This is a genomic window from Acinetobacter sp. 10FS3-1, assembly GCF_013343215.1.
GTDB classification, from domain to species: Bacteria; Pseudomonadota; Gammaproteobacteria; order Pseudomonadales; family Moraxellaceae; genus Acinetobacter; species Acinetobacter lwoffii_C.
The window spans coordinates 1,222,215-1,247,821 of record NZ_CP039143.1 but is presented as its reverse complement, the minus strand read 5'-3'; the positions used below and the strand labels follow the sequence as shown (position 1 = coordinate 1,247,821).

At 43.8% G+C, this 25,607-nt stretch carries 20 protein-coding genes and 1 pseudogene; 18 read left to right on the top strand and 3 right to left on the bottom strand.

All coding sequences use genetic code 11. The annotated features are described in order from the left end of the window. Positions 1 to 10 precede the first annotated feature (10 nt). The 14 genes from E5Y90_RS05835 to E5Y90_RS05770 all read left to right on the top strand — a co-directional run bounded on the left by E5Y90_RS05835 (position 11) and on the right by E5Y90_RS05770 (position 18,779). The gene (locus E5Y90_RS05835) at positions 11 to 898 is read left to right on the top strand and encodes a bile acid:sodium symporter family protein (RefSeq protein ID WP_174659665.1); all 888 of its coding nucleotides are present in this window, start codon (positions 11 to 13) and stop codon (positions 896 to 898) included. 174 nt (positions 899 to 1,072) lie between these two features. Continuing rightward, entirely contained in the window at positions 1,073 to 1,975 is a 903-nt protein-coding gene (prmA, locus tag E5Y90_RS05830; RefSeq protein WP_174659664.1) for a 50S ribosomal protein L11 methyltransferase, read from the top strand. Positions 1,976 to 1,993: 18 nt separating this feature from the next. Next, complete coding sequence (locus E5Y90_RS05825; protein WP_174659663.1) at positions 1,994 to 2,869, top strand: DUF3426 domain-containing protein; 876 nt, start codon at positions 1,994 to 1,996, stop codon at positions 2,867 to 2,869. 399 nt (positions 2,870 to 3,268) lie between these two features. Next, a complete protein-coding gene (gene fis, locus E5Y90_RS05820; protein WP_001086304.1) occupies positions 3,269 to 3,538 on the top strand; it encodes a DNA-binding transcriptional regulator Fis in 270 nt (89 codons plus the stop codon). A gap of 89 nt (positions 3,539 to 3,627) precedes the next feature. Continuing rightward, positions 3,628 to 5,202 carry a bifunctional phosphoribosylaminoimidazolecarboxamide formyltransferase/IMP cyclohydrolase gene (purH, locus tag E5Y90_RS05815; protein ID WP_151205138.1) on the top strand — a complete coding sequence of 525 codons (1,575 nt, stop codon included), beginning with the start codon at positions 3,628 to 3,630 and terminating at the stop codon, positions 5,200 to 5,202. A 127-nt stretch (positions 5,203 to 5,329) separates the two neighbouring features. After that, complete coding sequence (gene purD, locus E5Y90_RS05810) at positions 5,330 to 6,613, top strand: phosphoribosylamine--glycine ligase (RefSeq protein ID WP_174659662.1); 1,284 nt, start codon at positions 5,330 to 5,332, stop codon at positions 6,611 to 6,613. Between the two features lie 760 nt (positions 6,614 to 7,373). Beyond that, positions 7,374 to 8,249 (top strand): MetQ/NlpA family ABC transporter substrate-binding protein, encoded by an 876-nt coding sequence (locus E5Y90_RS05805; protein WP_174659661.1) that lies wholly within the window; start codon positions 7,374 to 7,376, stop codon positions 8,247 to 8,249. A 71-nt stretch (positions 8,250 to 8,320) separates the two neighbouring features. After that, positions 8,321 to 9,346 carry a methionine ABC transporter ATP-binding protein gene (locus tag E5Y90_RS05800; protein WP_151205135.1) on the top strand — a complete coding sequence of 342 codons (1,026 nt, stop codon included), beginning with the start codon at positions 8,321 to 8,323 and terminating at the stop codon, positions 9,344 to 9,346. Continuing rightward, positions 9,343 to 10,038, top strand: coding sequence for a methionine ABC transporter permease (locus E5Y90_RS05795; RefSeq protein WP_151205134.1), 696 nt, complete (start codon positions 9,343 to 9,345; stop codon positions 10,036 to 10,038). Before E5Y90_RS05800 ends, E5Y90_RS05795 begins: the two co-directional genes overlap by 4 nt. A gap of 298 nt (positions 10,039 to 10,336) precedes the next feature. Further along, on the top strand, positions 10,337 to 13,909 hold the full coding sequence (gene dnaE, locus E5Y90_RS05790) for a DNA polymerase III subunit alpha (RefSeq protein WP_174659660.1): 3,573 nt from the start codon (positions 10,337 to 10,339) through the stop codon (positions 13,907 to 13,909). 33 nt (positions 13,910 to 13,942) lie between these two features. After that, positions 13,943 to 14,791: an RNA methyltransferase gene (locus E5Y90_RS05785; protein ID WP_174659659.1), complete on the top strand. Its 849-nt coding sequence runs from the start codon at positions 13,943 to 13,945 to the stop codon at positions 14,789 to 14,791. Next, the gene (cysE, locus tag E5Y90_RS05780; protein WP_151207941.1) at positions 14,791 to 15,597 is read left to right on the top strand and encodes a serine O-acetyltransferase; all 807 of its coding nucleotides are present in this window, start codon (positions 14,791 to 14,793) and stop codon (positions 15,595 to 15,597) included. Before E5Y90_RS05785 ends, cysE begins: the two co-directional genes overlap by 1 nt. 119 nt (positions 15,598 to 15,716) lie before the next feature. Next, a complete protein-coding gene (locus E5Y90_RS05775) occupies positions 15,717 to 16,649 on the top strand; it encodes an ABUW_2363 family tetratricopeptide repeat lipoprotein (RefSeq protein ID WP_151205434.1) in 933 nt (310 codons plus the stop codon). A 120-nt stretch (positions 16,650 to 16,769) separates the two neighbouring features. Then, complete coding sequence (locus E5Y90_RS05770; protein ID WP_174659658.1) at positions 16,770 to 18,779, top strand: esterase/lipase family protein; 2,010 nt, start codon at positions 16,770 to 16,772, stop codon at positions 18,777 to 18,779. A gap of 184 nt (positions 18,780 to 18,963) precedes the next feature. On the opposite strand, the gene E5Y90_RS05765 is transcribed toward E5Y90_RS05770, so the two are convergent. Next, positions 18,964 to 19,965, bottom strand: coding sequence for a biotin/lipoyl-containing protein (locus E5Y90_RS05765; RefSeq protein WP_228723977.1), 1,002 nt, complete (start codon positions 19,963 to 19,965; stop codon positions 18,964 to 18,966). A 41-nt stretch (positions 19,966 to 20,006) separates the two neighbouring features. On the opposite strand from E5Y90_RS05765, the gene E5Y90_RS05760 reads away from it, so the two are divergent. Beyond that, positions 20,007 to 20,939 (top strand): IS5 family transposase, encoded by a 933-nt coding sequence (locus tag E5Y90_RS05760; protein ID WP_174659137.1) that lies wholly within the window; start codon positions 20,007 to 20,009, stop codon positions 20,937 to 20,939. A gap of 53 nt (positions 20,940 to 20,992) precedes the next feature. Here E5Y90_RS05760 and E5Y90_RS05755 read toward each other — a convergent pair. Continuing rightward, positions 20,993 to 21,610, bottom strand: a pseudogene (locus tag E5Y90_RS05755) (TauD/TfdA dioxygenase family protein); the annotation flags it as partial. 24 nt (positions 21,611 to 21,634) lie between these two features. Further along, positions 21,635 to 22,621, bottom strand: a complete 987-nt coding sequence (locus tag E5Y90_RS05750; protein WP_174659657.1) for a quinone oxidoreductase family protein — start codon at positions 22,619 to 22,621, stop codon at positions 21,635 to 21,637. Positions 22,622 to 22,915: 294 nt separating this feature from the next. On the opposite strand from E5Y90_RS05750, the gene E5Y90_RS05745 reads away from it, so the two are divergent. From E5Y90_RS05745 to E5Y90_RS05735, 3 genes are all read left to right on the top strand, one after another. Continuing rightward, positions 22,916 to 23,797, top strand: a complete 882-nt coding sequence (locus E5Y90_RS05745; RefSeq protein ID WP_174659656.1) for a LysR family transcriptional regulator — start codon at positions 22,916 to 22,918, stop codon at positions 23,795 to 23,797. A gap of 224 nt (positions 23,798 to 24,021) precedes the next feature. Continuing rightward, positions 24,022 to 24,726, top strand: coding sequence for a CoA transferase subunit A (locus E5Y90_RS05740; protein WP_174659655.1), 705 nt, complete (start codon positions 24,022 to 24,024; stop codon positions 24,724 to 24,726). 3 nt (positions 24,727 to 24,729) lie between these two features. Then, entirely contained in the window at positions 24,730 to 25,380 is a 651-nt protein-coding gene (locus E5Y90_RS05735; RefSeq protein ID WP_174659654.1) for a 3-oxoacid CoA-transferase subunit B, read from the top strand. The last annotated feature ends 227 nt before the right edge of the window (positions 25,381 to 25,607 follow it).

Sequence of the window (25,607 nt, the reverse complement as noted above, 5' to 3'; positions counted from 1 at the left end):
GAGTATGCAGATGGATTCTGGCATTATTACTATATTTTTACCCCTCGCTCTGGCGATTATTATGGTGGGTTTGGGGCTGGAGCTGACGCTCAAAGATTTTGCACGCGTGACCCAGCACCCCAAAGCCGTGCTGGTCGCCCTGTTCTGTCAGCTCGTACTGCTGGTTGGTATTGCCTTTGTACTGTGTAAGGTACTGGCGCTTCCACCTCTACTTGCTGTTGGCCTAATGCTCCTGGCTGCTTCTCCCGGTGGGAGTACCGCCAACCTGTTTAGCTATCTGTTTAAGGGAGACCTGGCCCTAAATATTACTTTGACCGCCATTAACTCAGTGATTGCGGCGCTGACCTTACCATTGATTGTTAACTTTTCAATTATGCACTTCATGCAGGACAGCCAGCAAATCAGCTTACAGTTTGCAAAAATCCTGCAGGTCTTTGGCATTATTCTGCTTCCCGTGGGAATTGGCATGCTGATTCGCCGCTACTCTCCAAAACTGACCGAGAAACTGAATAAACCCCTGCGTATTTTTGCAGTCATTTTCCTGATCCTGATTATCGCAGGTGCCATTTATAGTGAACGTAGCAATATTGCTGAATACTTGGCTCAAGTAGGTCTTGCCGCCGTACTGTTCTGCATTTTCAGCCTGAGCATTGGCTATTTTGTTCCGCGTCTGATGAATATCAATACAGCTCAGGCTCGGGCCAGTGCATTTGAGATTGGCATTCATAATAGTACTTTAGCCATGACCATTGCGTTGACAGTCATGTCCAGTACGGCAGTCGCCATGCCAGCTGCCGTGTACTCGATCTTTATGTATATTTTTGCTGCCATCTTTGGTTTCTTGCTTAATCGCTTTGCACCGATTAGCCCTCGACCGGCCTTGTCTAGCGCACAATAGCACTCCACGTTTTAAAAATGCATCCTTTAAACCCGGCTTAAGCTGTCAAGTTTTTGGGATGCAGTCCTAGCTATGGCGCTCTTTTATTTTAGTGATAGCCTCACAAGATAGCAGCGCTCATTCCCAAGTTCCGTTACAATAGCTTTTTAAAACATGTAGAAAAGGTTAATTTCTGTGAAGTGGTTACAAATTCATATTACGGTTGATCAGGCTCAAGTTGATTTTACTGAAACCTTACTCAGCTCTTTGGGTGCAGTCAGTGTGACACTGGATGATGCCGAAAACCAAGATTTACTGGAACCACTTCCAGGTGAAACCCCACTTTGGAATAAAGTCATTGTAACTGGCATCTATGCACAGGAAGATGATGAAGAAATTGATGTCAGCGCTCTTGAAACATTTATTCGCCTGCAAATCCCAGATGTTCCAATGCGGCATGAGTTCTTAGAAGACCAAGCCTGGGAAAGAACCTGGATGGATGCCTATGCACCGATTCAGATTGCAGAAAAATTCTGGATTGTACCGGAATGGATGCAAGCCCCCGAAGCTGATGCTGTCAATATCAAACTTGACCCAGGTCTGGCCTTTGGTACCGGAAACCATGCCTCGACTTTCCTTTGCTTGCAATGGCTCGGAAAAACTGATGTTAAAGACAAGATCGTCATTGACTATGGTTGCGGTTCAGGAATTTTAGCAGTCGCCGCCCTATTACTAGGTGCGAAAAAAGCATATGCCACTGATATCGATCCACAAGCTGTTCTGGCAACCCAACAAAATGCAGAACTGAATGGCGTACTCGATAAACTCTATGTAGGCCTGCCGGAAGAGTTCAATACAGAGCTGGGCGAGCAGAAAGCAGATGTGTTTGTAGCCAACATTCTGGCGGGGCCACTAATGATGCTTGAGCCTGAGTTTGCAAATTTAGTCAAACCTGAGGCAGAGTTCGCACTTGCAGGTGTAATTGAAGAGCAAGTGACTGAAGTTACTAGCATTTACTCAAAACATTTTGATATATTAGAAGTCGAAAAACGTGATGAAAACTGGTGCCGAATTTCGGGGAAACGCCATAAAAATTAAAGAGTATATAAAGTCTATATGAGTGACAAGCAAACCCATTGCCCTACATGTTCTACAACTTATAAGGTTAGCGTTGCACAATTAACCATAGCGCAAGGTATGGTTTGCTGTCCCAAATGCACCACGACTTTTAATGCTTTATCACATCTGGTGACTGAGAACCAGAACTCGGTCACTGCTTCTGACTCTGCTTTTGATACTATCAATCATAACAGTCGTTATCCTACTCAGACCGACACATCTGGGCAGCATAACAACCAAGTTCAGCGGCCTCGGCACAGTTTTCTGAATATTTTTGATGAGAAAGTCGAAAACTCGAACATCGACTTGCATACTTACCTAAACAACCTGAACTATTTTAGCACCACCCCGATCAGTGTCTTACCCAGCATGAACTGGGATGAGTCGGACAAGGAACAGGAAAAAAGCTTACTTTATTATGCCGGCTGGAGTCTGTTAAACCTGTCCCTACTTGGACTGCTGTTATTCCAGTTTTTCTGGTTTAATCCGAAATATCTGCAAAATAGCCATGTCATGAGTATGGCATTCACCCAGATCTGCGAAATGTTTAACTGTTCGCATATTAATGAGCATTACAACCTAATTCATATTAATAAAGTCAAGATCAGATCTGTAGCTAAAAACGAGACACAATTTAGTGGTGAACTGGTCAATCTCCATGACCGCAGTCTCAGCCTGCCTATTTTAAGAATAAACCTGAAAAAACATGGCAAGCAGACCGTGACCTACAACCTGACTTCACAGGAGTATCTGATTGAAAGTCTGGTAAAGGTAGAGCGAATTCCTCAGAACAGTCCCTTCAAGTTTAAATTTAGCCTTCCGGTAGACCGCAAAGACTTCGATAATTATAGTTTAGAAATAATTCGGCCTTAATATGGGTAAAAACTATTAAAAAATCGAAAAAAGTTTAAAAAAATGCAGTTTTCTTGCTCACTTTTTCCTAGAAAATGGTATTATACGCGCCACAAAAGCTATGTGCTGCAAACTCCTCGCTACTTTTCCACAACAAATACAGTCTTAACTAATGCGCTATAAAATTTATTGCGTATTGAGCAGATTTTTTGTTTGGATTTTGGTCAGTAACAAAACTTTAATTATTGTTACGCTTATTTTTCGACCAAATCGCAGAGATATGTCAAGCTACAAGCTCAATGTAATGACCAAGTTTTAGAACTCTAGTTTTAGGATCTAAAATTGGAGTTCATTTAAATTTCTAGACCACTTTTATATATCACTTTACCCAAGTGATATTTATTTTTCGGATTAATTCGCATGAATAGCAAGTCTCCTATTTTTACTGCACAATCTGATGTCGCTCTACGTATTCATGTAGATCGCGCAGTTCGCCACTACTTTGCACAACTGCAGGGCGAGCAACCTTCTCAGGTGTATGACATGGTGCTAGCAGAAATGGAGAAGCCTCTTTTATCTGTAGTTCTAGAGTACACACGTGGCAACCAGACACGTGCTGCTGAGATTCTCGGACTTAACCGCGGTACTTTACGTAAAAAGTTAAAAGCTCACGGTTTAATGAGTGAATAAATGATAAAATGCTTGCGGCTTCCGCAGGCATTTTTTTCGACCTGTATTTAGCTAATTTGTTTTAATTCTTGAAAACTGTGACGAAGATCATGACTATTAAACGCGCTTTAATCTCTGTTTCCGACAAGACTGGTATTGTTGAGTTTGCCCAAAACCTTGCTGCTCTTGGGGTAGAAATTTTATCTACTGGTGGTACATACAAATTATTGAAAGACAATAATATTGCCGTAGTTGAAGTTTCAGAGCACACTGGTTTCCCAGAGATGATGGACGGCCGTGTAAAAACTTTGCATCCAAAAATTCATGGCGGTATCTTGGCACGTCGCGGACTGGATGAAGCTGTAATGGCAGAACACAGCATCGATGCCATCGACCTTGTTGTTGTGAACTTATATCCATTTGCAGCCACTGTAGCAAAACCAAACTGTTCACTTGCAGATGCGATTGAAAACATCGACATCGGTGGCCCAACTATGGTTCGTGCTGCTGCAAAAAACCATGCTTCTGTCGGTATTGTAGTAAACGCTTCTGACTACTCAACCGTTATTGCTGAGTTAAAAGCAGAAGGTGCTTTGTCTTATGCTACTCGTTTTGACCTAGCGGTTAAAGCGTTTGAACATACAGCGCAATACGATGGCATGATCGCTTCTTATCTGGGTGCTCGCGTAGGTAAAGAAGAAGGTCAGGCAGACAAATTTGCACGTACTTTCAATACGCAATTAAATAAAGTTCAAGACCTTCGTTATGGTGAAAACCCGCATCAATCTGCTGCCTTCTATGTAGAAGACACAGCGACTGAAGCGTCTGTTTCAACAGCTAAACAGTTACAAGGTAAAGAGCTCTCTTATAACAATATCGCAGATACAGATGCAGCACTTGAATGTGTGAAATCATTCGCTAAACCTGCGTGTGTGATTGTAAAACATGCCAATCCATGTGGCGTTGCGGTGTCTTTAGATGGCATCCAGGCGGCTTATGACCTGGCATATGCAACTGACCCTGAATCTGCATTCGGTGGCATCATTGCATTCAACCGTGAACTAGATGTCGCAACTGCACAAGCAATTGTGGATCGTCAATTCGTTGAAGTGATCATTGCACCTAGCGTTGCTGAAGGCGTTCTTGAAGTAACAGGCGCGAAGAAAAACGTACGCGTTCTGGTATGTGGCGAACTTCCAGCAATCGATGCGCGTCAATCTCAACTCGACTACAAGCGTGTCAACGGTGGTTTACTGGTTCAAGACCAGGACTTGGGCATGATCACTAAAGATGACCTTAAAGTTGTGACTAAACGTGCGCCAACTGAACAGGAAATTGATGACATGATCTTCGCCTGGAAAGTTGCGAAATATGTAAAATCAAATGCGATTGTGTATGCGAAAAATCGTCAAACGATTGGTGTAGGTGCAGGTCAAATGAGCCGTGTCAACTCTGCGCGTATTGCTGCAATTAAAGCTGAACATGCAGGTCTCGTAGTTGAAGGTGCAGTAATGGCATCTGACGCATTCTTCCCATTCCGTGATGGTATTGATAACGCTGCAAAAGCTGGCATCAAATGCATTATCCAACCGGGTGGTTCTATGCGTGATGAAGAAACCATTGCAGCAGCTGACGAAGCTGGTATTGCCATGGTCTTCACTGGCATGCGTCACTTCCGCCACTAATTATGTAGTGCCAATGTAATGACAATGTCTTACATGCTGAACAATCTAGATTTTTAATCTTGCATAAAGTCCTCTCCTTTTTAAGTTGAGGGCTTTATGTCATTTTCGATTCATGGAGTATGAACCGATGAATATTTTAGTTTTGGGTAACGGCGGTCGTGAACATGCTTTAGCATGGAAAATCGCACAAGATAAAAAAGTTGCTAAAGTTTTTGTTGCGCCAGGTAATGCCGGGACTGCAACCGAATCAAAATGCGAAAATGTTGTGTTAAACATTTTAGACAATGCTGCAATTATCGACTTTGCTAAAAATAATGCGGTTGATCTGATTATCGTGGGTCCAGAAGCACCACTTGTGAATGGTGTCGTAGATGCGTGCCGCGCTGCTGATCTTAAAATTTGGGGTCCAACGCAATTTGCAGCACAGCTGGAAGGCTCTAAAGCATTTGCGAAGCACTTCTTAAAACGCCACAACATTCCAACTGCTTTCTATGACGTATTTACAGAAGTCGATGCTGCCAAAGCCTTTGTTGAAAAAAATGGTGCGCCAATTGTGATCAAGGCAGATGGCTTGGCAGCCGGTAAAGGCGTAATCGTGGCGATGACCAATCAAGAAGCATATGCTGCAATTGATGACATGCTGTCGGGCAACAAGTTTGGCGATGCCGGTTCACGTGTAGTTATTGAAGAATTCCTTGCGGGTGAAGAAGCCTCTTTCATTTGTATGATTGATGGTGACAACATCCTGCCAATGGCAACCTCACAAGATCACAAACGCATTTTTGAAGGTGACCAGGGTCCCAACACGGGCGGTATGGGCGCTTACTCTCCTGCGCCAGTGGTGACAGCTGACGTTTTCGAAAAAACCATGAAAGAAGTCATGCGCCCAACCGTTGATGGTATGAAAGCGGATGGACATGCGTACACAGGCTTCCTGTATGCGGGTCTGATGATTGACGAGCAAGGCCAACCTAAAGTGATTGAATTCAACTGCCGTTTTGGTGACCCTGAAACCCAGCCAATCATGATGCGCTTAAAATCTTCTTTGGTGGAACTGGTGGAAGCAGGTCTTGCAGGCAAGCTGCCAGCAGAAGCTGACTGGGATGAGCGTAAAACTGTCGGTATCGTACTTGCGTCACGTGGCTACCCGGAAACTTCAAGCAATGGTGATGTGATTTCAGGCCTAGACACTGAAATGGCCGATGCCAAAGTCTTCCATGCAGGTACTAAAGCCAATGAGAAAGGTGAAATTGTGACAGCTGGTGGCCGTGTACTTTGTGTAACTGCACTGGGCAATACCATCGGTGAAGCACAAGCCAAAGCTTTGGAACTGTGTGAAAAAGTCACTTTTGACGGTGTTCAATACCGTAAGGATATTGGCTACCGTGCGATTGCGCGTGAAAATACTTAATATTTTCCAGAATCGTTAATTGTAAAAGCCCTATTTTATATAGGGCTTTTTATCGTTCCAGATTTGGATTTTGTGCATTATTTTTTATATTTTTATCACTATAAATTTTATCAGTCCTCCCTCTTCCACCTTTGATCCAAAGCGTTGATGACAAAAACTGGCGTCTAGTCTATACAGTTAAAAAATTTGATCACTGTCGACGTTTACGCCTCCAGCATTTCTTAAATATATTTTCACACCACCTATAGAATTGCTTTATTAGCAGCATGCTTCCTACAGCGTCATAAACATAAAATATATTTTGCAGATAAAAACAATAAAAACAGGTGGTTCCAAGCCTCTTATATCCGTTTTTATGATTTAGATTGGATAAAATCTTATAAAGATCATAAATTAAACCATCACTTCGCCTGCCGATTTTTGATAAAAATAATACTTTGTATTTATTGATTTTTTAGTTGAAACCTCTAATCCTTATTCTACTAAATAGATAAGATCGCATTTTCACTTCACTATTCTGAATATAGCTTTATTGTTATGATGGCGACCATTGAAAGGCGGCTCTCTCCAGTTTTAATACAAAAGAAGGTACACGATTGCTTGATGCTCATCGGGTAGATACTGGAAACTTTAGATGTATGCTTTAGGCAAATACCGTGCGTATTCTGATTTACTTTCAAGCAGGATCGCGATAAAACGCTGCTTTAATACGACTTAAAAGTGCTTATACTTTAGGCAACAAAAAATTAGGATATTTTTTATGAAAAAGTTACTGGGTGTCTTATTGAGTGCATCTGTATTCACTTTAACTGCGTGTAGCAAACAGCAAGCTCCTGACAGTGATGCTGCTCAAGCTAAAAACTCCGGTGAACTGCAAACAGTAACGCTGGCATCTACCGGTTCAGATGCCGACATCTGGCGCTACATTGCAACATTGCCGGAAACCAAGCAAGCAGGTCTCAAGCTGGATGTAAAAAATTTTACCGACTATGTTGCCATGAATACTGCGGTCGCCAATAAAGAAATTGACCTAAACGCATTCCAGTCCTATGCCTATATGGTGGCGTATAATGATGCCAATACACAAAAAATCGCCCCGCTCGCGACCACTTATTTAGAGCCTATGGGGATTTACTCCAGCAAGGTAAAATCCTTGGATGAGTTTAAAACCGGTGCCACCATTGCCATTCCAAATGATGGTGCAAATGAGTCACGCGCCCTCTTGCTATTACAGTCTGCCGGTCTGGTGAAACTTAAACCTGAATTTGACTATGTCAAAGGCACCACGGCCGATGTGACTGAAAATGCCAAACAAATTATCATCAAGCCGATTCAAATGGCGACTGCAGTTCGCGTAAAAGACGAAGTAGATGCGATTGTTTTAGGTAATACTCTGGCGATGGAAGGCGGTTTAAACGTCTTAAAAGATGCGATTTACTATGAGCCAATTGACCAAAGCACTAAAATGAATGTGAATGTTTTAGCGGTGGCAGCAGACCGTCAGAACGACCCGGCACTTCAAAAAGTGGGCGCACTGTATCATACTCCTGCTGTGAAAGCCTATGTTGATGAACACTTTGGTGGCACAAAAGTCGCGGTCAACAAACCCGTTACTTATTTGACCGAAGCTCAGTAATATTTTACCCAATATAAAAACAGGCAAGCTTTTCTTGCCTGTTTTTTGCTGGTAATGCAGTTTTTGACACTATGATTGAATTTAAAAATATTTCCAAACAGTATGAGCTGAAAGGTCAAACCTTGCATGCCCTGAATCAGATCAATCTGCAGATCCCGACAGGCAGTATTTTTGGCATTATTGGATATAGTGGCGCAGGCAAGAGTACATTAATTCGCCTGATTAACCTGCTAGAACGTCCAAGCTCGGGACAAGTTATTATCAATGGTACAGATTTTACGGCCTTGGATGCGAAAGCATTGCGTCAAGAACGTGCAGGTATCGGGATGATTTTCCAGCATTTTAATTTACTGCAAACCCAAACCGTGGCGGCCAATATTGAAATGCCGATGAAACTTCTGGGCTGGAACAAGGCTGAGCGTGAAAAACGTCTGGAAGAATTACTGGATTTTATTGATCTAAAACATAAGCGTAATACCTATCCTGATGAGCTTTCCGGGGGTCAAAAACAGCGTGTCGGTATTGCACGCGCCCTTGCCAATCATCCTAAAATTTTACTCTGTGATGAAGCGACTTCCGCACTTGATCCACAAACCACCAAATCCGTATTACAACTCCTGAAAAAAATCAATGAAGAGCAAGGCATCACGATTGTGATGGTAACGCATGAAATGGATGTGATTGAATCAATCTGTGATTATGTGGCCGTAATGGAAAAAGGTGATGTGATTGAAACCGGCTCTACCTTGCAGATCTTCAGTCAACCGCAGCATCCAACCACCCGAAGTTTTATCCAGACCGTTTTACAGCAGCATTTGCCTGTGAATATTTTAAACAATCTGGAAAATCAGAATCAGCAGAGTATTTATTGTTTAAAATTTCTCGGCAGTTCAGCGCAGGAAACCGTGATTCAAGCGGTGATCAGACAGTTCAATATTAACCTGAATATTCTGTTTGCCAACATGACCGAAATTAATGGCTCCGTGATTGGACAGATGTTTATTCAACTCTCCGGCGATGGCACTGAAATTAACGCTGCCCTGCAATATCTGGAAGATCAAGGTGTGCAGGTATCACAAGCAGGAATACAAGCATGAGAGATTTCATTGTACAGTGGTTGACGACGCTGACTGCACCTTTCTGGAAAAGCTCCCTGTCCATGGACCAGTTCGTCACAGCCTTGCAGGAAACCTTTCACATGGTATTTTTCGCCATGCTGTTTGGCTGTATCTGGGGCTTTGTTCAAGCCATTATTTTACTGCTAACCCGTCCGGACGGCATTCTGCCAAATCGCGTGATTTATCACGGTTTAAATCCAATTGTGAATGCGCTTCGCTCCTTGCCGTTTATTATTCTGCTGATTGCAGTCATCCCGCTGACCAAGTGGATTGTAGGAACATCTATTGGTACTTGGGCGGCGATTGTACCGCTAACCATTTATGTCGGGCCTTATATTGGCCGCCTGATTGAAACCTCGTTGCTGGAAGTAAATGCAGGCATTATTGAGTCTGCACAGGCGATGGGTGCAACTCCAATGCAGATTATTTTCAAATTTGTCCTGCCCGAAGCCCGTAGCTCCCTGATTCTCAATCTGACCACTGCAACCATTAGCCTGATTGGTGCGACAGCGATGGCCGGGGCCGTTGGTGCTGGTGGTATTGGTGATTTAGCTATTTCTTATGGTTATCAGCGTTTTGACACGTCTGTGGTGATCATGACAGTGATTGTCTTATTGATTCTGGTCCAGATTGTTCAAAGTATCGGTGACTGGCTGTCGCGGTTAAGATAAAAATTATAGTTCAGCCCTCTTCGGAGGGTTTTATTTTTCCTCTATAACGATGCAGGACATATTCAGCTCGGTTAACAGTTCATATATGGATCATGGCTCGTTGGCGGGTAATCTAACAATATTTCAGCAAACTAAGAAAAGTTTTTTATGAGTGCACCCAGCAGTGCTGCTCGTTTTTCAAGACTAAAGAAAAATAAGCCGCTCAATTAAATTAAAAGTTCAGCATTTCCCATCAATTTCAAACTGCAACAATAAATCCCATGTTAAACTATCGAGCGGTTTTTGCAGGGACTCATTTATGCACTTTGTTCATCTTGGTATTCATACAGAATTTTCGATTACTGAATCCATCGTACGTATACCTGATTTAGTCAAAGCTGCTGAGAAAGAGCAAATGCCTGCCCTTGCTCTCACCGACTTGTCCAACCTGCATGCCGCAGTAAAATTTTATGGAAAATGCCTAGGCAAAGGCATTAAACCGATTTTAGGTTCAGAAATTCGCCTGAATGATGCCGAACATCGTATGACCTTACTGGCCATGACCAATAAAGGTTGGCGTAACCTGACTGAGCTGGTCTCCGAAGGCTTTATTCGCGGACAGCAACTGGACGTTCCTTGCATACAAAAAGAATGGATTCTGGAGCAGTCCGACGACATGATTGCCCTGCTTGGCATACAGTCCGATGTTGGAAAAATGCTTATTACTTCCAATCCACAAAAAGCTGAACCACTATTAGAAGAATGGATTGAAAAATTTGGGAATCGTGTCTATTTAGCACTTAGCCGTACCAATCGTCCAGATGAAGATAACTTCATTCTTGAGGCGGTTAAGCTGGCCAAAAAGTACAATATTGGGGTCGTGGCACATAATGATGTGCATTTTATGACCCGCAATGACTTTGAAGCACATGAAGCGCGTGTATGTATTGCAGATGGCTATGTTCTGGGCGATAACCGCCGTCCCAAAACTTATTCACCTGAACAGTACTTTAAATCTGCCGAGGAAATGACCGAGCTTTTCTCGGATATTCCTGCAGCAATTGAAAACACCTACCATATTGCCAAGCGCTGTAATGTAACCTTGCAACTGGGTAAATACTTTCTGCCGGATTATCCGATCCCTGAAGGTCATACCATTGATACTTACTTTGCGCATTTATCTAAAGAAGGTCTCGAAGAGCGTCTGGACTTCCTTTATCCGCCTGCAGAGCGTGACGAGCACTGGGCAGAAATCCGTAAGCCTTATGATGAGCGGATTGAATATGAAATCAACATCATTAACTCGATGGGTTTCCCTGGCTACTTCCTGATCGTCATGGACTTTATTCAATGGTCCAAGAGCAACGGCGTACCGGTAGGCCCGGGTCGTGGTTCAGGTGCGGGTTCACTGGTGGCCTATAGTTTAAAAATTACCGACCTGGATCCGTTACGCTATGAACTGCTGTTTGAACGCTTCCTGAATCCGGAACGTGTGTCAATGCCCGATTTTGACGTAGACTTCTGTATTACTGGTCGTGACCGGGTGATTGACTATGTTGCACGCACTTATGGCCGTGACGCGGTGTCCCAGATTGCAACCTTCGGTACCATGGCTGCCAAAGGGGCAATTCGTGACGTCGCACGGGTACTAGGCAAATCTTATGGTCTGGCAGATCGGATCTCTAAACTGATTCCAACCAAACCGTTGGGTCTAACATTGGAAGAGTCGCTGGAAGCCGAACCGCAACTCAAGGATGTGGTGACCAATCCCTCGAATCCCGACTATGATGATGCTTCTGAGATCTGGGAAATGGCTCTCAAACTTGAAGGCATTACCCGAAATACCGGTAAACACGCTGGTGGTGTGGTCATTTCACCGACCAAGATTACCGATTTCTCTGCGGTCATGTGTGATGCTGATGGTACCGGACGCGTGGCACAGTTCGATAAGGACGATGTTGAGTCTGCCGGTCTGGTGAAGTTTGACTTCTTAGGCTTGCGTAACCTGACCGTGATTGAAGATGCGGTCAAGAACATCAATAAACGCATTCAGAGTGAAAAACCGCTGGATATTGCCTATATCCCGCTAGATGACAAAGACGCCTACCTCGTATTTGCTAATGCCAACACCACCGCCGTCTTCCAGTTTGAATCTGTGGGCATGAAAAAGATGCTGAAAGAGGCGCGTCCTAGTAAGTTCGAAGAAATTATTGCCTTTGTATCTTTATACCGTCCCGGTCCGATGGACCTGATTCCTGACTTTATTCACCGGATGCATGGTGGCGATTTTGAATATCTGCATCCCCTGTTGGAAGGTGTCTTGGAACCGACCTACGGAATTATGGTGTATCAGGAACAGGTGATGCAGGCTGCGCAGTACTGTGCCGGTTATACCTTGGGCGGTGCGGACTTGCTGCGCCGGGCCATGGGTAAGAAAAAGCCTGAAGAAATGGTCAAACAGCGTAAAATCTTCATTGAAGGCGCTGCAAAAAAAGATATTGATGAAGCCACCGCCAACCATATCTTTGACTATATGGAAAAGTTTGCCGGCTATGGTTTTAACAAATCACATGCGGCTGCCTATGCTTTGGTGGCCTATCAGACTGCCTGGTTAAAAGCCCATTATCCGGCTGAGTTTCTGGCAGCAGTCATGTCCTCGGAAATGCAGAACACCGATAACGTGGTCTTCCTGATTGACGACTGCCGTAAAAACAATCTGGAAGTGTTACCACCTTCAGTCAATATGTCGATTTACCAGTTCCACGCCATTGATGAAAAAACTATTGTGTATGGTCTAGGTGCGATTAAAGGCGTGGGCGAAGCGGCAATGCAATCGGTGATCAACTCACGTAACGAGCAAGGCCCTTATAAAGACCTGTTTGATTTCTGTCACCGGATCGACTTGAAGAAAATCAATAAGCGTACTCTGGAAGCCTTGATCCGTGCGGGCGCACTGGACTGTCTGGGAATTGAACGTGCAGATTTGATGGTCCAACTGCCTCAGGCCGTTCAGGCGGCAGAACAGGCACGTTCAAACCGTGAAACCGGCATTATGGACCTGTTTGGTGAAGTTGAAGAAGTTCAGCGCAAGCCATCTAAACCGGTCAGACCCTGGTCAGATGAAGTCCGTCTTAAAGGTGAAAAAGACACGCTCGGCCTGTATCTGACCGGTCATCCGATTGATGTCTACCGCAATGAACTGAAAGCCTTTGTGCCTGCACAAATTAATGAATTAACCCCCACACGCCGTGGCGTAACCACGGTGTTTGCCGGGCTGGTGGTAGATGTGGCGAACTTCCCGAACCGGATGATGGTTACGCTGGATGATGGTACGTCACGTATTGAAATTTCTACCAACCATGAACGTTTCCAGCGCTTTAAAGAGATTGTCCAGGTCGACAAAGTGGTAGTCATTGAAGGTGAAATTTATGAGCGTGAAGGTTTTGACCGCCCACTGGGCCGCTTGACCAAGGCTTTTAGCTTAAATGAAATCCGTCAAAAACGTGCTAACAGTATTAAAATCACCCTGACTGCCGAGCACCAGAGCAAAACACTGGCACGTGACTTACAGCAGATCTTACAGCTTTATACGGATGTAGATATGAGCACGCATATTCCGGTGATTTTATATCTGGATTATGACTATGCCAGTACTGAACTGCATTTGGGCCTCAACTGGAAAGTTGCGCCGCTGGATGAACTGCTCATAAAGCTGCGTGATTACTTTGGTAAATCGGCCATTCATATTGAATATCAAGTTAAGTCCAAAGCGGCCAGAGCCGTCTCTTATGAAGAAGCCAAGCCTGTCGAAGTGCCGCCACCACCTGCCGATATGAGCATCGAGGATGCTATGGACCTGTATCAGGCGGAAAATCAGGCCCAATATTCGTAATTTCATTTAAAAACATTCACAATTGGAAAGTTCATGAGTCAAATTGACAATGCTACCGTTTCAGCACATCTCTCCCATGTGCGTATTGTCATGGTCAATACCACCTTACCTGCCAACATTGGCAGTGCCTTACGCGCCATGAAAACCATGGGCCTGTCCAAGCTGGTTCTGGTGGCACCGAAAACCTATCCGCATCCGGATATTGCCGCGCTGGCTGCGGGTGCAACTGACCTGATCGAGCAGATCGAGATTGTAGAAACCCTTGAAGATGCCATTAAAGACTGCCAGATTGTATTCGGTACCAGCGCACGCAGCCGCACCATTCCCTGGCCCTTACTGGATGTCCGGCCCGCTGCAAGCAAAGCCCTCACTGCGGTTACACAAGAGCAGAATGAGGTTGCGATTATCTTCGGTCGTGAAGATCGGGGGCTGACCAATGAAGAATTGGCGATGGCCAATTATCACTTAACCATTCCTGTGAATAAGGATTATGGTGTTTTGAACGTCGCTCAGGCGATTCAAATTATTTGCTATGAACTTCGTATGGCAGCCATGGAACAGGTTGAACATCCACAAGATCCTAAAGCCACCATGCAAGTGATTGATGGTATTGAAATGCAATGGGACGAGCCGCTGGTGACACATCAGCACATGGAGCAGTTCTATCCGCATTTGGAAAAAATGTTGGCAGAAATTGAATTTATGGATCCAAAAAATCCGAGATTATTGCCTTTACGCTTGCGTCGCCTTTTTGGACGTATACAATTAGATCGTATGGAATATCATTTACTTCGTGGTATTTTTAGTCGTGTTCAGGCTCTAAATAACGGGACTTGGAAAAAATCTTCAAAGACATTACAACAGAATGAGGATCAAAACTAATGCTAAAACAGCTCAAAGAAGATATAAAAGCTGTCTTTGCGCGCGATCCTGCAGCACGCAATACACTCGAAGTCTTAACCACCTACCCTGGTATTCATGCCCTGATCATGCATCGCATGGCACATGAACTGTGGAACAAAGACTGTAAAGGAACGGCGCGTGCCCTGTCTTCATTTAGCCGCTTTGTCACCGGAATTGAAATTCATCCGGGGGCAAAAATTGGCCGCCGCTTTTTTATTGATCATGGCATGGGCGTGGTCATTGGGGAAACTGCAGAAATTGGTGATGATGTCACGCTTTATCATGGGGTAACACTGGGGGGTACGACCTGGAATAAAGGAAAACGTCACCCTACCCTGGAAGATGGTGTGGTGGTGGGGGCCGGAGCAAAAATTCTGGGCCCTTTCACTGTCGGTAAAAATGCCAAGGTCGGTTCTAATGCCGTAGTGACCAAGCCGGTACCAGCCAATACCACGGCAGTCGGTAACCCGGCACGTTTCATTACCAAAGACAAACCAAAAAATGATAGCGAAAGTCGCCGACGTGACTATGCAGAGAGTATTGGCTTTCTGCCTTATGCAGCCACTGAAGAGCAGTCTGATCCGATTCTGGAAGGAATGCGTGTACTGCTGGATCGAATTCAGCAAAATGAAAAACGCATGAATAACTTATGCAACCGCCTGTCTCTGCTTGATCCATCATTTAAAAAGCCACTTGATGAATCACCTTTGAGCAAGGAAGAGCTTGCAATTCTGGAAGAAGCACGACGGGAATGTGAAGCACAAAGCAGTCAGTCCAAAGCCTGACCATACGCTTAACTTTGTAACATGCAATGACTTGCATGATTCTAACAGTTTTCATAGACTGGCGATCATGTGATTTTTAAACCAGCTATTTTAAAAAATAACACAAATGGACGGATATTATGACTCTTAAGCCCTTGGCGCTTGCTTGCTTAACCCTGACTTTAACTGCATGTTCAACCATGTCACAGAAACCAGCACAGAAAGCGACAGATGCAATTGTATTTGTAGAACCAGCACTTACACCACCATTTTATGCTTTAAATCCTTTCAACTATAACGAGCCACCTCCATTTGAAGTCCATCTGCAAAAAGCTGCAGCCCAACCTGTGACCAAAATGGTTGTGAGCGACCCGAATGATCCCTCTAAAAAGATCACGTTAGATGTCAATAAGCTGATCATTCCATTAGTCGACAGCAAGGCCTCTTCCCTGCATTATGCCACTCTTGCACAAGACAATGAGATCGACATTACAGAGGTGGATGATTTTCTGCAAATGGTCGAAGGCAAGGCTCGCCATTATCCGCCTCGCTTTACGGACCGTCAGGAACGTCGTGGTTTTGAAGCAAAATTACGCGAAGTTTCCCAACACCTGGATACGCTCGCCGCACGTGAAAATGCCTCTTTCGATGTATTGATGCGTGCCTTTAAAGCCAGTGTGATGGCGCGTAACCTGGATCTGGGTTCTGTCTATACCACGAAATCGCTGACCTATGCACAGCGTATTCTTCGCCTCAATCAGGATGATCCTGAAGTGAATTTCTGGTTTGGCTTTGGCTTGTCTGAAGGGGGTGGTCACCGTGAAGCAATTCCATATCTGGACAAGGCCATGAAGGCTGGTGTGCAGGAAGCCTATCTGTCGGCAGCAAATAATTATATTGCTCTGGAGCAGAAGAAAAACGCGATCCAAACGTTGAAAAATTACAAAATCAAATATCCGCAAGAAGCTGAAGTTGCAGACCGCCTGATCATGGAGGTGGAGAAAAACGGCCGCTGGAACGTTTGGCAAGTGATGCAAACTGCAACGCCTGCACCAGCTGCCAAGACGCAATGATTGGCTTGTTCTTTTAAACCTCTCATAAAAATAGACTGCTACGGCAGTCTATTTTTATGGAAAAATCAGTAGAATACAGAATATTATGGTTTCAAGAATTTGAATGAGTCTGCAAACGGTATGCATAAAAAAATAACTAAAAAGCTTCTGCTGTGCACCCTGGTCATGAGTAGCCTACTCAGTGGCTGTCAGGTCGTCAGTGTTAAGGAGCAGGCAATTAATGTCTCGATTAGCAATGAGCGTGACAGCATTCTGACCCGAGATAAACTCAGTGAAGCCAGTCTGAATGTTTTGTCCATGACCGGACGAGAGGCACAAGTCTGTATGGATCAACCTGATGAATGTGTGGCAGAGCTGAAAAAAATCCCGCAGATTCTGGATGAGCAATTACTTTCTACTTCGAGTGAATTGTATCTGGCTAAATCTTTGCAACTTGGCAAATCGGCAGAATGTACCACCAGCGCCCTGGCGAAAACCCGTTCTGAAGAAAAACAGCAACTCCATAAGCAGAACCAGCAACAATGTCAGGAACAGCAATTGTTGATGCTGGATAAAAGCATTCGCTACAGCTATGCCTACCTATTTCAGACCGAGCGTGCACCACAGGAACGGATTTTTGATAACCGGCAGGTCCAGATCCGGGATTTTTATAACCTCGCAATCGCACATCTGATTCATATTTATGCCGAGCGGCATGAAAGTAAAGAAGCCGGCCAGCGCCTGCAAGTGGGCAAGAGTATCTATACCCTTAATCTGGACAATTTCCCACAGCTGAAAAATCAGTCGATTGAAAAGTTGATGTCCACCTATAACATGAACTTTTCCGGCTTACGTTCGATTACCCGCCGTGATGGTTTTGGTTCCGAATTTCTCGCAGTCTTGCCGGAAGAAAAAACCTCGCAAGAAGACAAAAAGTATCTGGCTGATCCGCTAAAACATCAATACCGCAATGGTTTTAACCCGAACATTCATTCGGCACGCTATCTGGCGACAACCATTACTGCTATTCCGCAATTCGCCCACTCTGTTGAGCAGATTTTAAATAGCTCTCATTTTAACTTGAATCTTTATGATCCTTATAAATATGAAAAAATTAAGGTCGCAAACAAAGAATATGCCTTAGCTGCAAATTTTTCTGCTCCTTATGGTCTCTGGCTGGCGGAAAACAATCTCGGGCGTATGGCCTATCTGACGCTGATTGATCGTGATGACAATCTGATGATGCCGCATCTGTATATGCTGGAGCCTTATAATCCCAACAAGAAAGTCCTGGTCTTAATTCATGGCTTGGCCAGCAGTCCGGAAGCCTGGATTCGTCTGACTAACGACATTATGGGTGATCCGGTTTTAAGAGAAAATTTTCAGGTCTGGCAGGTGTTTTACTCCACAAATATGCCAATTCTGGAAAGCCGTTATCAGATTTATGCCCTGCTCCAGCAAAGTTTTTCCCGTCTCAACAATCATGCACCCGCCAAGAAGGAAGCGGTGCTGGTCGGACATAGTATGGGCGGTGTTATTTCCCGCTTATTGGTCAGCCAGGCAGATATCAGTCAGTCTACATTTAACACTGTGAAAAACACTCAGCTGATCAAGTTCCGCAATAATCCTCTATTTAAAGCACGTTTAGAAATGCGGCCTATTCCAAATTTCAGTCGTGCCATTTTCTTGGCGACCCCGCATGAAGGAACCGAATATGCAGACCGTTGGCATACCAAGCTGGCCCGTAAGATTATCCGGATTCCAAGTGCTTTTCTAGGGGCTTTTGCTGATACAGTCCAAGGTGAAGTTGGTTTAAGTGATTTTGTCCATGAAATGGGCCATGAGCTGATTCAGAATGGGCCTAGCGATTTGAGTGAAAATTCAAGATTTATGACTCTGACCAAAGGCATTCAACCTCCTCCGGGTTTTAAATTTCACTCCATCATCGGTAATACAACGGACAGTGAGGATGTGAATCACATGTCTGATGGTATTGTGTCTTATCAAAGTGCCTATCTTGAAGGGGCGGCTTCCAGTAAAACGATCAAGGGCGGCCATTCGATTCAGGAGACTCCGGAAGCAGTGCTTGAGCTACGCCGACTGCTCAGATTACATCTGGTCGATTTAGGTCTGTACCATCCTGATCAATGATCGGTTGAATTAAAAGAGCTGCCTATAGGCGGCTCTTTTTTGGGTTAATATTCACCTAATAGAATGATAAATCTGGTTTGAGCTTCAACCAAACTATAAAGTTGATCATGTGAACTTGGGCAAAACGATGTATGAAAGAGAGGGAGTATAGGGGGATAGCTGATTCCCCTATACTTTTGGCTTTTTAATGGACCACCAGGACTAAATCCATATTTCTCACCTGTTTACCAGGGTTCATTAAAACTTGCTCAATCTGACAATCTTGTTCAGCCTTAATCGCAAGCTCCATTTTCATAGCTTCAATGGTAAATAATGTATCGCCTTTTTTCACAGACTGACCGGACTTTACAGGAACCGTACTGATCATCCCCGACATCGAAGCACCGATATGTTTCGGGTTCAACTGGTCTGCTTGTGGATGAGCGCTGGTTTCTTTCTGATTCGCCTGTCTCACCTGAATCAGACGCAATTGTCCGTTCAGCTCCACAAACAGATCAATGATTCCCTCTTTCGCTTCCGACCGTCCCAACAGTTTAATTTCAAGTGTTTTACCATGTTCAATTTCTATTTCAACCGGAGTCTGCTCTTTCAAGCCATAAAAGAAGGCTGAAGAGGGAATGCTTGAAGTCGTCCCATATTTCTGTTTGTGCTGCATAAAGTCGCTAAAGACTTTCGGATACATGAGATAGGATGCCAGTTCCTGTTCGGTGATCACCTGACCAAAGAGATTTTCAAGCCTGACTTTTTCACTCTCCAGCTGAACAGAGGGCATAACAGCACCCGGACGATCACTTAAAGGCGCTGTACCTTTTAAGACCTTATGCTGTAATGCTTGCGGAAAACCGGATGCCGGTGTCCCTAGTTCCCCTTTAAACAGTGAAACTACGGATTCAGGGAAATTAATCTCAAGCTCCGGATTATGAATGTCTTCAGGCTTGAGATTGTTGGACACCATATACAAAGCCATATCCCCGACCACTTTAGAAGTTGGGGTAACTTTAATAATGTCACCAAACAGCAAGTTAACTTGTGCATAGGCATCCGAGACTTCCGACCAGCGTTCTTCAATGCCCAGCGAACGCGCCTGTTCACGCAGATTGGTATACTGACCACCCGGCATTTCATGATGATAGACATCGGCTGTACCGGCTCGCATATCTGCTTCAAAGGGTGGGCTTTGTTGCACAAACCTAGCATCAAAAGCTTATTCAGCAATATAATTTCAAAATGAATAAGCCTGCCTCTAAAATCTACCGTACAACCAATTGGTCATCCTATAACCGAGCCTTAATTAACCGAGGTAATATTTCCATTTGGTTTGATCCAAAGACTCAGTGGTATGCACAATCACAAGGCAAGCAAGGTCGAAATCAAACCTACTCCGATACAGCGATTCAATGCTGCTTAATGATCAAATTACTATTCCGACTCTCTTTACGTATGGTCACAGGTTTTGTTCAAAGTCTGATTAAACTCTCTGGATTAGATTGGACAGCTCCGGATTATTCCACCCTTTGTCGTAGACAAAAGCATATTGATATTGCGATTAGCTATCAAAAAAGTAGTGATGGACTGCATCTACTCGTAGACTCTACTGGTTTGAAGTTTCTTGGTGAAGGTGAATGGAAACGCAAGAAACATGGGGCTGAATATCGTCGCCAATGGCGTAAGCTTCACATTGCTATAGATGCTAAAACCCTGCAAATACGTGCAGTACAACTCACCACAAATAATGTCAGTGATTCTCAAGTACTCGAAGATTTACTTGCTCAAATTCCCTTGGATGAACCAATTGATTCTGTTTATACAGATGGTGCTTATGACACAAAGCACTGCCGACAAGTCATTTTAGATCGAGATGCACATGCGATCATTCCACCTAGAAAGAATGCAAAGCCTTGGAAGGATCAGCAAGCGAGGTCTATAGAGCGGAACGAATTATTAAAGACAGTCAAACGGCTAGGCAGATCGCTTTGGAAAAAGTGGTCTGGTTATCACCGTCGAAGTTTGGTTGAAACCAAGATGCATTGCATCAAATTATTAGGCGATAAATTAACAGCGCGGAGTTTTCCAAGTCAGGTGAATGAGATCCATGCACGCATAGCAGTCTTGAATAAATTCACAGAATTAGGTCGCCCTCATACCCAAGTTGTCTCTTAAATTTGAGTAGCTTAAGGGAACTCAGCCTTTCAAACCTTTATGCAACAAAGCCTATGAAAATTACTTAAATGTGTCGTGAATGCATTTACATATAAAATTTTTTCACTGGTTTCCGGATGGGTGCGTACTACAGGATGCTCTGCATCTGGATACTGGGCTTTTAATGCCAGCCGCTTTTCGATCGGCATAGCAGCACCGAAACTCGCCTCAATACTATGATAAGCCCGTAAATCGGCTATTTTTTCTTTAATATTTTCTGGCAGATTTTCATAAGCCAGCACCATGTTGGTCCACATAGTGTCACCACCGACCGGTGGGCATTCAATACAGCGCAGCACACAGCCCATCGGCGGAATTTTTCGCCAGCTGGCATCGCTATGCCAGGAATTTTCATAACGGTCGATTGGACTGTCCGGGTTTTTATAAATTTGCACCAGACCCGGATGTTCAGGGTGACTCCCCAAAGCCGGGTGATCTTCCAGTTGACCAAAACGCTCAGCAAAGGCCACATGCTCTGCACGTGTAATATCTTGATCTCTTAAAAATAAAACACGGTGCTGCAATAAATTACTGCGAATCTCTGAAAACAAGTCATCATCATGAATCGCATCGGCCACATTGATGCCGCTGATTTCTGCCCCGATATGGCAGCTTAATTTTTCAATTTGCATAAGAAATCCTTTCCAGCAAAATTCTTAAATTACGAAAATAGATGAACCTGTGGTTTTACGTGCTTCAAGATCACGGTGTGCCTGAACAGCATCCTTGAGTTCATAACGCTGATTGATTTCAATTTTGATACGGCCACTGGCCACATGATCGAATAACTCATCTGCCAGTTCCTGTTTTTCAACCGGATCGGCAATGTAATCTGCCAATGCCGGACGAGTAATAAACAATGAACCTTTCATTGCCAGTAAAACCGGATTGAAGTCTGGAATTGGGCCAGATGCAGTACCTACGCAAACCAACAGACCACGGCGTTTCAGTGAGTCAAGGGAAGCCATAAACGTATCCTTGCCTACACTGTCAAATACAACGTTTACACCGACCCCATCAGTCAGTTCATGTACACGTTCAGCAACATTTTCATGACTATAGTTAATGACATGATCACAGCCGTGTGCGCGAGCAATTGCTGCTTTTTCTTCTGAAGATGTGGTACCGATCACAGTCAAGCCCAGCAGTTTTGCCCATTGCGCAACAATCAGACCCACACCGCCCGCTGCAGCATGCAGTAAAATGGTATCGCCTTTTTTAAAGTCATAAATACGGCGCATCAAATAGGCAGAAGTCAGTCCACGCATGGTCATTGCCGCTGCGGTTTCGCAAGAAATGCCTTCAGGTAGCTTGATTAATACATTCGCATCGACCAGTCTTGCAGTACTGTATGCGCCCAGTGTATTAATAAAACCGGTATAAGTAACTTTATCGCCTACCTGAACATTGCTAACGCCTTCACCAACAGCCTCTACTACACCAGCTGCTTCAACTCCCATCCCGTTTGGTAGCGGAATCTTATAGGTGCCATCGCGAAAGTAGGTATCGGCATAATTTAGACCAACAGCAACGTGTCGAACACGAACTTGACCTGCTTCAGGTTCTCCTACATGAATATCTTCCAGATACATGACATCTGGAGCACCTGTTTCATCGAACTTGACTGCTTGATTTAAACTCATTTCCTTTCCCTGCTGATAATTATTCAGTGTCAACAATTCCTTTAGCAAAGCTACAACACTCGCGCAAATGAGCACTTTACATATCACGACACAGAGTTGTCATTTTGCGACAGCAGGCTTTTAAAGTTGAGTTGGTCCGTTGAAATGCAATAAATACCCAGAATTTCCTTATTAAAATTAAATGCTTTATCAGTATAATCATTTTGTTAAAAACACCTTTTAATGGCGCTCTCTCCACTTTTTCATTTCAATTTTTTTGTGTAATCGCACAATAAAAGATGATGAGGCTACGCAATGACCTTAAAACAATTAAAAGCATTTTTAGTCTTGGCGCGGACACTAAACTATGCCAGCGCAGCCGATGAACTTTGCCTGAGTCAATCCGCGCTCAGTATCAGCATCAAAACCCTGGAAGAGGAGTTAGGCGGCAAGCTGTTCAGACGTAATACCCGCCGTGTTAATATCACCCCCGAAGGTCAATCCCTAATTCCTTATGCCAAAAAGCTGTTAGCCAACTGGGAAGATATGGAAAAAGACCTAAAACAGCGCTTTCAATTAAAGCGCGGCACATTAAATATCGCTTCCATGCCCTATGCAACGCATGCAGTTTTACCGGAACTCCTGCATCATTTTTCCAAACTTCATCCCAATATCAACTTTTCGATTCATGATGTTCCGAATGAAAAAATTATTGAAAAAATTCAAGACGGTATATTTGAAATTGGGATTTGCTTCAAACCTGAAACATGCGGACAGATGAGCTTTCATCCCCTCTCTCATGAGGACTTTTTAGCCGTCTTGCCCAAAGACCACGCTTTAGCACATCAGTCCCGTGTCAGCTGGAAAGAGCTGCTGTCTTTTCCATTTATTGGCTTACAAAACCCCTCAATCGTGCGGCATATTATAGAAAAAAAGTGTATCGAAAATAATCTGCAGCTGAATTTAAAACTCGAATGCCATCAGGTAAGTTCCTTGGCTCATTTTGTTGCTTATGGTTTAGGGGTGAGCGCCATTCCACGCCAATTTGGCAAGTTTATTGATACAGAGCACAGCACTTTAGTTGAAATTTCTGATGTCAATATTCAATTGGAATTGGGTATTTTGTATAAAAAAGATCTCGAACTTTCAAATATTTCTGCCCAATTTATCGAAATCGTCATGGCACATCAATTTTAGATTTTTATTTACAAATAACTTAATTCCTAAACATCATCTTTTAAAATTATAAATTTTTTTGACATCCGTCGCCTCGTCTAAACCCACTTTTTGATTTTTGGGCAGTTCATTTTGACTGCTCGCCATTATTTAATTTTTTTCATTACACATTCAAAATAATCAATTTCTCAAACGGGCAGCCAAATGCTAGTAATACATCTATCTAGGAAAAAAGGATTCATCGGATGAATAAAGTTTTTGCCAATGCACAGCATGCATTAGCGGATATTATTAAAAACAATCAGAGCATCGCTGTAGGCGGTTTTGGTGTATGCGGTATTCCTGAAATGCTGATTGATGCCTTAAAAGATACAGGCGCCACAGGACTCACCTGTATTTCAAATAATGCAGGTACAGATGGCATTGGTTTAGGCAAGCTGTTGCTCAGCAAGCAGATTAAAAAAATGATTTCATCCTATGTCGGTGAAAACAAAGAGTTTGAACGTCAATTTCTCAATGGTGAGCTTGAGGTTGAACTGACACCACAAGGCACTTTAGCCGAAAAGCTACGTTCTGGCGGAGCCGGCATTCCCGCTTTTTATACTCAAACCGGGGTCGGAACCCTGATTGCTGAAGGCAAAGAAGTCCGTAACTTTAATGGCAAGGATTATATTTTAGAGCCAACCATCACCACAGATATTGCCCTCGTCAAAGCCTATAAGGCAGATAAAGCAGGAAATTTAGTTTTCCGTAAAACAGCCAGAAATTTTAATCCTGAATGCGCGATGGCAGGCAAAATCACCATTGCAGAAGTGGAACAGCTTATCGAAATTGGTGAACTTGATCCTGACGAGATTCATCTGCCGGGGATTTATGTCAATCGAATTGTCTTAAATCCGGCCCCGGAAAAGCACATAGAACAAATGACCCTGAAAGCAGCGGAGGCTTAAACCATGGCTTGGACACGCAATGAAATGGCGCAGCGCGCTGCACTGGAACTTGAAGATGGTTTTTATGTCAATTTAGGGATTGGCCTGCCAACCCTTGTAGCCAACTACATCCCTCAAAATATGAATGTATGGCTACAATCGGAAAATGGCCTGTTGGGTATTGGCGAGTTTCCGACTGAAGAAACGCTAGATGCCGATTTAATTAATGCCGGAAAACAGACAGTCACAGCACGCTCTGGTGCTTCTTTCTTTTCCAGCTCAGAATCTTTTGCAATGATTCGTGGCGGTCATGTTAATATTGCAATTTTAGGGGCAATGGAAGTTTCTGAAAGCGGTGATTTAGCTAACTGGATGATTCCCGGCAAGAAAGTTAAGGGCATGGGCGGCGCAATGGATCTGGTTGCCGGCGTGCAAAAAATTGTTGTCTTGATGGAACATACCGCAAAAGATGGCAGCCCTAAAATTTTAAAACACTGCTCTCTTCCGCTAACAGGCAAAGCGGTAGTCAACCGAATTATTTCAGATTTAGGGGTGCTGGATATTACAGCAGATGGAATTAAATTAATTGAGCTGGCAAAAGATGTTTCCCTGGAACAGATAAAGGCTGCGACCGGAGTAACCCTCATTACAAATCACCTGAATGTGTCTGGATAGCACGCTAATTTTTCTCATCAAGCAGCTGCGGTCGACTTATTGTTTTCTGTTCACACAGGAGTTCATGAGCAATTTGAAGCTCTGCCTTTTGCACATAAAGATAATAAAAAGTTGATCATGGCTGCCAGTATTGAAATAGCACCGTTCTGAATCTGCAGGCAAAGAATGGCAACTTTCTTACTTTTTTCCATTTGTATTGATCATTCGATTAATGCTCAGGTTTGAAT

Bases quoted from the DNA above. Each gene is read 5' to 3' on its own strand.
- E5Y90_RS05740 (WP_174659655.1), top strand. From the start codon at position 24,022: ATGAATAAAGTTTTTGCCAATGCACAGCATGCATTAGCGGATATTATT.
- E5Y90_RS05785 (WP_174659659.1), top strand. From the start codon at position 13,943: ATGAGTCAAATTGACAATGCTACCGTTTCAGCACATCTCTCCCATGTG.
- dnaE (WP_174659660.1), top strand. From the start codon at position 10,337: ATGCACTTTGTTCATCTTGGTATTCATACAGAATTTTCGATTACTGAA.
- fis (WP_001086304.1), top strand. From the start codon at position 3,269: ATGAATAGCAAGTCTCCTATTTTTACTGCACAATCTGATGTCGCTCTA.
- E5Y90_RS05825 (WP_174659663.1), top strand. From the start codon at position 1,994: ATGAGTGACAAGCAAACCCATTGCCCTACATGTTCTACAACTTATAAG.
- E5Y90_RS05800 (WP_151205135.1), top strand. From the start codon at position 8,321: ATGATTGAATTTAAAAATATTTCCAAACAGTATGAGCTGAAAGGTCAA.
- E5Y90_RS05805 (WP_174659661.1), top strand. From the start codon at position 7,374: ATGAAAAAGTTACTGGGTGTCTTATTGAGTGCATCTGTATTCACTTTA.
- purD (WP_174659662.1), top strand. From the start codon at position 5,330: ATGAATATTTTAGTTTTGGGTAACGGCGGTCGTGAACATGCTTTAGCA.
- E5Y90_RS05775 (WP_151205434.1), top strand. From the start codon at position 15,717: ATGACTCTTAAGCCCTTGGCGCTTGCTTGCTTAACCCTGACTTTAACT.
- purH (WP_151205138.1), top strand. From the start codon at position 3,628: ATGACTATTAAACGCGCTTTAATCTCTGTTTCCGACAAGACTGGTATT.
- cysE (WP_151207941.1), top strand. From the start codon at position 14,791: ATGCTAAAACAGCTCAAAGAAGATATAAAAGCTGTCTTTGCGCGCGAT.
- E5Y90_RS05770 (WP_174659658.1), top strand. From the start codon at position 16,770: ATGCATAAAAAAATAACTAAAAAGCTTCTGCTGTGCACCCTGGTCATG.
- E5Y90_RS05835 (WP_174659665.1), top strand. From the start codon at position 11: ATGGATTCTGGCATTATTACTATATTTTTACCCCTCGCTCTGGCGATT.
- E5Y90_RS05795 (WP_151205134.1), top strand. From the start codon at position 9,343: ATGAGAGATTTCATTGTACAGTGGTTGACGACGCTGACTGCACCTTTC.
- E5Y90_RS05735 (WP_174659654.1), top strand. From the start codon at position 24,730: ATGGCTTGGACACGCAATGAAATGGCGCAGCGCGCTGCACTGGAACTT.
- E5Y90_RS05745 (WP_174659656.1), top strand. From the start codon at position 22,916: ATGACCTTAAAACAATTAAAAGCATTTTTAGTCTTGGCGCGGACACTA.
- E5Y90_RS05760 (WP_174659137.1), top strand. From the start codon at position 20,007: ATGAATAAGCCTGCCTCTAAAATCTACCGTACAACCAATTGGTCATCC.
- E5Y90_RS05750 (WP_174659657.1), bottom strand. From the start codon at position 22,621: ATGAGTTTAAATCAAGCAGTCAAGTTCGATGAAACAGGTGCTCCAGAT.